Raw genomic sequence first — 6,559 nt, 5'->3', positions numbered from 1 at the left:
CCTTTGATCTGTTGCGCAGCATTCGGGTTACTGACCCGGAATATCCTTGCGCAATTTCACCGGATCCTGCTGTTTGCGTTTTTTCGCGATGGCGGTGCGCATCTTGATGTTGATCGCTTCGACCGCCAGCGAGAATGCCATGGCGAAGTAGACGTAGCCTTTCGGTACGTGCACGTCGAACGACTCGGCAATCAGCACGGTACCGACTACCAGCAGGAACGACAGCGCGAGCATTTTCAGCGACGGGTGCTTGTCGATGAACTCGCTGATCTTGCCCGAGGCCAGCATCATCACCAGCACGGCCACGATGATCGCCGCGACCATGACCGGAACGTGGGACACCATGCCGACGGCGGTGATCACCGAGTCCAGCGAGAACACGATGTCGATGATTGCGATCTGGATGATGGTGTAGAGGAAGTTGCCGCCCTTGCCCGAAGGCTCGTCGTCGCTTTCATCTTCACCTTCCAGTGCGTGGTACATCTCCTGGGAGCTTTTCCACAGCAGGAACAGGCCACCGAAGAACAGGATCAGGTCGCGACCGGAAATGCCCTGGCCGAACACTTCGAACAGGTCGGCGGTGAGGCGCATGACCCAGGTGATCGACAGCAGCAACAGGATCCGCGTGATCATGGCCAGGCCAAGACCGAAGATCCGGGTGCGCTGCTGCATGTGTTTGGGCATGCGGCTGACCAGGATCGAAATCATGATGATGTTATCGATGCCCAGAACGATTTCCAGGGCGGTCAGGGTGAAGAAGGCAACCCAGATCTCAGGGTTGGTCAGCCATTCCATGTGTATTCCTTTGAGCGAGTGTTAAACCAGGACGCCAGCAATCAGCTGGCGTCCTGGTGAGTTTGGTGCCGTTACAACGTGCTGAACAGCGGGAAAGTCCCCAACAACAGGGCGGCGACCAGTATGCACAGGCAGACCAGCACTGCCCACTTCAGGGTGAAACGCTGGTGATCGCCGAACTCGATCCCCGCCAGTGCGACCAGCAGGTATGTCGACGGCACCAGTGGGCTCAGCAGGTGAACCGGCTGACCGACGATCGAGGCACGGGCCATTTCCACCGCGGTGATGCCGTAATGGCTGGCCGCTTCGGACAACACCGGCAACACACCGTAGTAGAACGCGTCGTTCGACATGAAGAACGTGAACGGCATGCTCACCAGCGCTGTGATCACCGCCAGGTACGGGCCGAGGAAATCAGGGATCACCGCCAGCAGGCTTTTCGACATCGCATCGACCATGCCGGTGCCCGACAGGATACCGGTGAAAATGCCCGCCGCGAAGATCAGACTGACCACCGACAGCACGCTGCCGGCGTGGGCCGCGACGCGATCCTTCTGCATTTGCAGGCAAGGGTAGTTGACGATCATGGCAATACTGAACGCCACCATGAACAGCACCGGCAGCGGCAGCAGGCCGGCGATCAGGGTGCACATCAGGGCCAGGGTCAGCAGGCCGTTGAACCAGATCAGTTTCGGACGGCGGGCATCCGGGAATTGCGAAACGCTGATTTCGCTGTGATCGATTTCGTCGCCGATCAGGTGCAGCTCACCCAGACGGGCACGCTCACGTTTGCCGTAGAAGTAGGCAATGATCAGGATCGCCACCACACCGGCAGCCATCGCCGGGATCATCGGCACGAAGATGTCCGACGGGTCCACGTGCAGCGCACTCGCCGCACGGGCGGTCGGGCCACCCCATGGGGTCATGTTCATCACGCCGCCGGCGAGGATGATCAGACCGGCCATGATCCGCGGGCTCATGCCGATGCGGCTGTACAGCGGCAGCATGGCGGCCACGCAGATCATGTAAGTGGTCGCGCCGTCACCATCGAGGGAAACGACGAGCGCCAGTACGGCGGTGCCGACCGAAACTTTCAGCGGGTCGCCCTTGACCAGTTTGAGGATCTTGCGCACGGCCGGGTCGAACAGGCCGGAGTCGATCATCAGGGCGAAATACAGAATCGCGAACATCAGCATCACGCCGGTCGGCGCAAGCTTGGTAATACCTTCGAGCATCATCGGGCCGATCTTCGGCGCAAAGCCACCGAACAGGGCGAACAGGATCGGGATGATGATCAGAGCGATCAGCGCAGACAGGCGCTTGGTCATGATCAGGAACATGAACGTGATGACCATGGCGAAGCCAAGGAAAGTCAGCATGGGAATACTCCAAGCGTAGCGCGGCTAGGTAAGTGAGCGGATCGGGCGGGATCAGCGCAGAACGGGAAGCACGAGGCGTACGGGCGGAGTTGCAGCGAAGAGGCGGGTTGCAGAGGACATCAGAATCACCATTGTTGTTGTTAATTGGGCCTGTCGTGCGAGCAATCACACGCGTTGGCCAACCGGTCTGTTGCCGGCAGTGGGGGCGATCCTAATCGGGGAACCTTTCAGCTACCTTTCGCGCAAGAAAGCTTTGGGCGAACGGCCAACCGGCCGTCGGATGCGGGCTAGAGTCAATGAACACGGGAAGCGGAGGGCAGGGCGATGACTGAGTTGCACAGCGGTGGCTGCCATTGCGGACATATCCGCTATCAGTTCAGCGGAGCGTTGCACGACATCGCCCACTGTCATTGTTCGGTCTGTCGAAAGGTCAGCGGCGGCATCGTCACCACCTGGATCACGCTGCCGGCAGCGAACTTCCAGTGGCTGACCGGAACACCTTCGCGATACGACTCTTCAGACAGCTGCGCACGGTTCTTCTGTCCGAACTGCGGCGCACAACTGGCGCTGGTAACGTTGCTCAGCCCCGAGAGCATCGATCTGACGATCGCCACCCTGGATCATCCGGAGCAGGCCGCGGCCGAGCGGCATATCTGGACCGACAGCCAGTTGCCATGGCTGCATTTGGACGAGCATTTACCTGGCGAACCCGAAGAAACCATCTGATTAAAAAACAGACAGATCCAGCGGCCGCATCGCGCCCATCCAGATTGCATGGTCGGTGTGGTCGAGCAAGTCATCGCCGGTGTCCGGGTGCAGGAACACCACCAATCCCTTGCGATTGAGCGCCAGCCACGGCAGCACATCGCCGATCAGCTCCGGGCCGAAGGCCAGCTGGCAGCTCCAGTCCGGGTGCGGGCCGACCGGGCGCTCATGCACGCGGCCCATCTTCAATGGAAATAATTGCGCGGCCTGCTCACACAGCGCCCGCGCCTGTTCGATCGTGCTGGCGTCGTAATAAACGTGGGCGTGATAACCCTTGATCGTCTGCATCGCAAACCCTCTGAATCGGTTCGAACCCTCGGCGCTGCCCGTATGTCACACGCCATACAAGGGAAAACAAAAGGGACCTCAGCCATGAAAAATGCCGAAACCCCGGCGGTGAAAGTGGTGCTCTATGGTGCCATGAGTAGCCTGGGCAGTGCGTTGATGGCTGAACTGCTGCGTCGCCAGCACGAAGTCATTGCCATCCTCGACGATCTGACGGCGCTCGCCCCACGGCCGGGGCTGCGCACCAAAAGCGGCGATCTGCTCGATGCCGAGCGGGTCAATCAGAGCGTGGCCGGCAGCACGGCAGTGATCTGCCTGCTGAATGCGCCGGGCTTGCCACTGAGCAGTGATCATGTCGAGAAATCCGTGGTGCTGGGGCCGGTGGAACAGGTGCTGGCGGTGGATGCACTGATCGATGGGCTACAGGCAGCGAACGTCTCGCGGCTGTTTGTCATCGGCGAATTCGAAGCACTGGACGATCCGGAAAACGCCGACCCGCTGCAACGCCACGCCGCTCTGGAAGTACACGAAGCCCTACAAAGCAGCCCGTTGCACTGGACGCTGGTGAACGCACCGCGCAGCGTCGCCGGGCTGACGATCGAGCATTTCAGTCAGGTCGGCCGCACGCTCGAACCGGGTCTGGCCGAACCGCTGGAGCGCCTGAACCGGGTAGCGGTGGGCATTGCCGATGAGCTGCGGCTGAATCTGCATCTGCGTCAGCACGTGGATTTTGTCGCCGCTTCCTGATCCGTTACACCGCAATCGACGGCAGCGCCAGCCCGGCCAGGGATTCGGCGCTGCTCGCCTGTTCGGCCATCAGCCAATCTACGAACGTCTGGATCAACGCGCCCCGGCGTTTGCGCTGCGGCAGCACCACGTAATAACCGAGACGCGACAGGGAGGTTTCGGCGATCGGCCGGCACAACAGACCTTGGCTCAGCAAGTTATCCACAAGGTGCCGCCAGCCAATCGCCACGCCCTGACCGCCAATCGCTGCTTGAATCAGCAGGGTGTAATTGTCGAAACGCAGCTGGCCCGGCGCTGGCGGCGCGCTGATGTTCAGCGCGCGGAACAGCCTGCTCCAGTCGAACCAGTTGCTGCTGTTTTCCCCCCGCAGGTGCAGCAACGGAAAATCCATCAGTGCTTGAGCCGGCAAGGGCAGGGGACGATCCTTGAGCAACTGCGGACTGCAAACAGGAAAAACTTCTTCGCTGAACAACCAGTGACTCTCGCCCTGTTTGAATCGACCGTCGCCGAAAAGCGCGGCAACGTCGATATCTGGACGCAGCATGTTGTGATTGCGCTCGCTGGTGACCAGGCTCACATCCACCTGTGGATAAGCTTCATGGAAACGGTGCAGACGCGGCATCAGCCAATACGCGGCGAAGGCGAAATCGGTAGCGACCTGCAGTACTTCGTGCTGCTGTTGTGAGCTGATCGCGCTTAATCCCGCGTCGATATTCTGCAAACCTAGGGTAACTTGCTCGAACAGGATCGAGCCGACCTCGGTCAGTTCGATGCCCCGGTAGATACGATCGAACAGCCGTGTGCCGAGTTGCTCTTCCAGCCGTTTGATCTGCTGGCTGATTGCCGGTTGCGTCGTGCCGAGCTCCACCGCCGCAGCGGTAAAACTGCGATGACGGGCCGCCGCCTCGAAGGCGCGCAGCAGGTCGAGCGACAAATCACCGAGGGCTTCATACATAAGCTGTGCTTATCCTAGTCATTGTCCGGCGCGGGCTTTACCGGATATTGCGTGGACTCCATGCTCGATCGCAGCAATGTCGCATAAATATTCACTATGGAATGCCGCGATCACATGAAGCGCAAGAACATTATTTTCATCATGGCCGATCAAATGGCCGCGCCAATGTTGCCGTTCTACGGCCCGTCGCCGATCAAACTGCCAAATCTCAGCCGCCTCGCCGAACAAGGCGTGGTATTCGATGCCGCTTACTGCAACAGCCCGCTGTGCGCACCGTCGCGTTTCACCTTGGTCAGCGGCCAGTTGCCGAGCAAGATCGGCGCCTACGACAACGCCGCCGATTTCCCCGCCGACATTCCCACTTACGCGCATTACCTGCGCCGCCTCGGTTATCGCACCGCGCTGTCGGGCAAGATGCATTTCTGCGGCCCCGACCAACTGCACGGTTACGAAGAGCGCCTGACCAGTGACATCTATCCGGCCGACTACGGCTGGGCGGTGAACTGGGACGAGCCTGATGTGCGGCCGAGCTGGTATCACAACATGTCTTCGGTGTTGCAGGCCGGGCCGTGCGTGCGCACCAACCAGCTCGACTTCGACGAAGAGGTGGTGTTCAAGGCTCAGCAATATCTGTTCGACCATATTCGCGAGGATGGCGACCAGCCGTTCTGCCTGACCGTGTCGATGACTCACCCTCACGATCCGTACACGATTCCCAAGGCGTTCTGGGATTTGTACGACGATGCGGATATCCCGCTTCCTACGACATCGGATCAGCATTCACTCGACCCGCACTCCCAGCGATTGCTCAAGGTCTACGACCTGTGGGACAAGCCGCTGCCTGTGGATAAGATCCGCGATGCGCGCCGCGCGTACTTCGGTGCATGCAGCTATATCGACGCCAACGTCGGCAAACTTCTGCAAACCCTCGAAGATTGTGGACTGATGGACGACACGGTCATCGTGTTTTCCGGTGACCATGGCGACATGCTCGGCGAGAAGGGCCTCTGGTACAAAATGCACTGGTACGAAATGGCCGCGCGAGTGCCCCTGTTGATAAGTGCGCCCGGTCAGTTCAAATCGGGCCGTGTCAGCGCTGCAGTCTCCACCGCCGATCTGTTGCCGACCTTTGTCGAACTGGCCGGCGGCAACCTGGAACCGAATCTGCCGCTCGACGGCCGTTCGCTGGTTCCGCACCTGCAAGGGCAGGGCGGTCACGACGAAGTGTTCGGCGAATACATGGCCGAAGGCACCGTCAGCCCGCTGATGATGATTCGTCGTGGCGCCTTCAAATTCATCTACAGCGAAACCGACCCTTGCCTACTCTTCGATGTGGATAACGATCCACGCGAGCAGGAAGAACTCAGCCAATCGCCACAACATCGCCAGCTGTTCGACGACTTTCTTGCCGAAGCGCGGGCCAAGTGGGACATCCCGGCAATCCACCGCGAAGTCCTTGAAAGCCAGCGTCGCCGGCGTTTTGTCGCCGAGGCGCTGACGATCGGCAAACTGAAGAGCTGGGATCACCAGCCGCTGGTGGACGCCAGTCAGCAATACATGCGCAACCACATCGACCTCGATGACCTGGAGCGCAAGGCCCGTTATCCACAACCCTGCCAAAACCAATAACGTT

Annotated in this window: 7 protein-coding genes; 3 read left to right on the top strand and 4 right to left on the bottom strand. The window is 60.0% G+C overall.

The annotated features are described in order from the left end of the window. Positions 1 to 27 precede the first annotated feature (27 nt). Both ACM6JM_RS21775 and ACM6JM_RS21770 read right to left on the bottom strand, forming a co-directional pair. Complete coding sequence (locus ACM6JM_RS21775; RefSeq protein ID WP_064592444.1) at positions 28 to 795, bottom strand: TerC family protein; 768 nt, start codon at positions 793 to 795, stop codon at positions 28 to 30. 71 nt (positions 796 to 866) lie between these two features. Then, positions 867 to 2,174 carry a CitMHS family transporter gene (locus ACM6JM_RS21770; protein ID WP_007954069.1) on the bottom strand — a complete coding sequence of 436 codons (1,308 nt, stop codon included), beginning with the start codon at positions 2,172 to 2,174 and terminating at the stop codon, positions 867 to 869. Positions 2,175 to 2,498: 324 nt separating this feature from the next. Here ACM6JM_RS21770 and ACM6JM_RS21765 point away from each other — a divergent pair, with 324 nt between their 5' ends. Then, positions 2,499 to 2,900: a GFA family protein gene (locus ACM6JM_RS21765; protein ID WP_414882472.1), complete on the top strand. Its 402-nt coding sequence runs from the start codon at positions 2,499 to 2,501 to the stop codon at positions 2,898 to 2,900. On the opposite strand, the gene ACM6JM_RS21760 is transcribed toward ACM6JM_RS21765, so the two are convergent. Beyond that, positions 2,901 to 3,227, bottom strand: a complete 327-nt coding sequence (locus ACM6JM_RS21760; protein ID WP_039764906.1) for a DOPA 4,5-dioxygenase family protein — start codon at positions 3,225 to 3,227, stop codon at positions 2,901 to 2,903. 84 nt (positions 3,228 to 3,311) lie between these two features. On the opposite strand from ACM6JM_RS21760, the gene ACM6JM_RS21755 reads away from it, so the two are divergent. Beyond that, complete coding sequence (locus tag ACM6JM_RS21755) at positions 3,312 to 3,971, top strand: NAD(P)-dependent oxidoreductase (RefSeq protein WP_414882471.1); 660 nt, start codon at positions 3,312 to 3,314, stop codon at positions 3,969 to 3,971. A gap of 4 nt (positions 3,972 to 3,975) precedes the next feature. Here the strand turns inward: ACM6JM_RS21755 and ACM6JM_RS21750 are convergent, their stop codons facing one another. Next, positions 3,976 to 4,926, bottom strand: a complete 951-nt coding sequence (locus tag ACM6JM_RS21750; RefSeq protein WP_414882470.1) for a choline sulfate utilization transcriptional regulator — start codon at positions 4,924 to 4,926, stop codon at positions 3,976 to 3,978. A 114-nt stretch (positions 4,927 to 5,040) separates the two neighbouring features. On the opposite strand from ACM6JM_RS21750, the gene betC reads away from it, so the two are divergent. Beyond that, positions 5,041 to 6,555: a choline-sulfatase gene (gene betC / locus ACM6JM_RS21745; protein ID WP_414882469.1), complete on the top strand. Its 1,515-nt coding sequence runs from the start codon at positions 5,041 to 5,043 to the stop codon at positions 6,553 to 6,555. Positions 6,556 to 6,559 lie beyond the last annotated feature (4 nt).

Source organism: Pseudomonas sp. IT-P2 (assembly GCF_949767575.1).
GTDB lineage: Bacteria > Pseudomonadota > Gammaproteobacteria > Pseudomonadales > Pseudomonadaceae > Aquipseudomonas > Aquipseudomonas pharyngis.
This window is presented reverse-complemented; position numbering and strand designations above follow the sequence as displayed.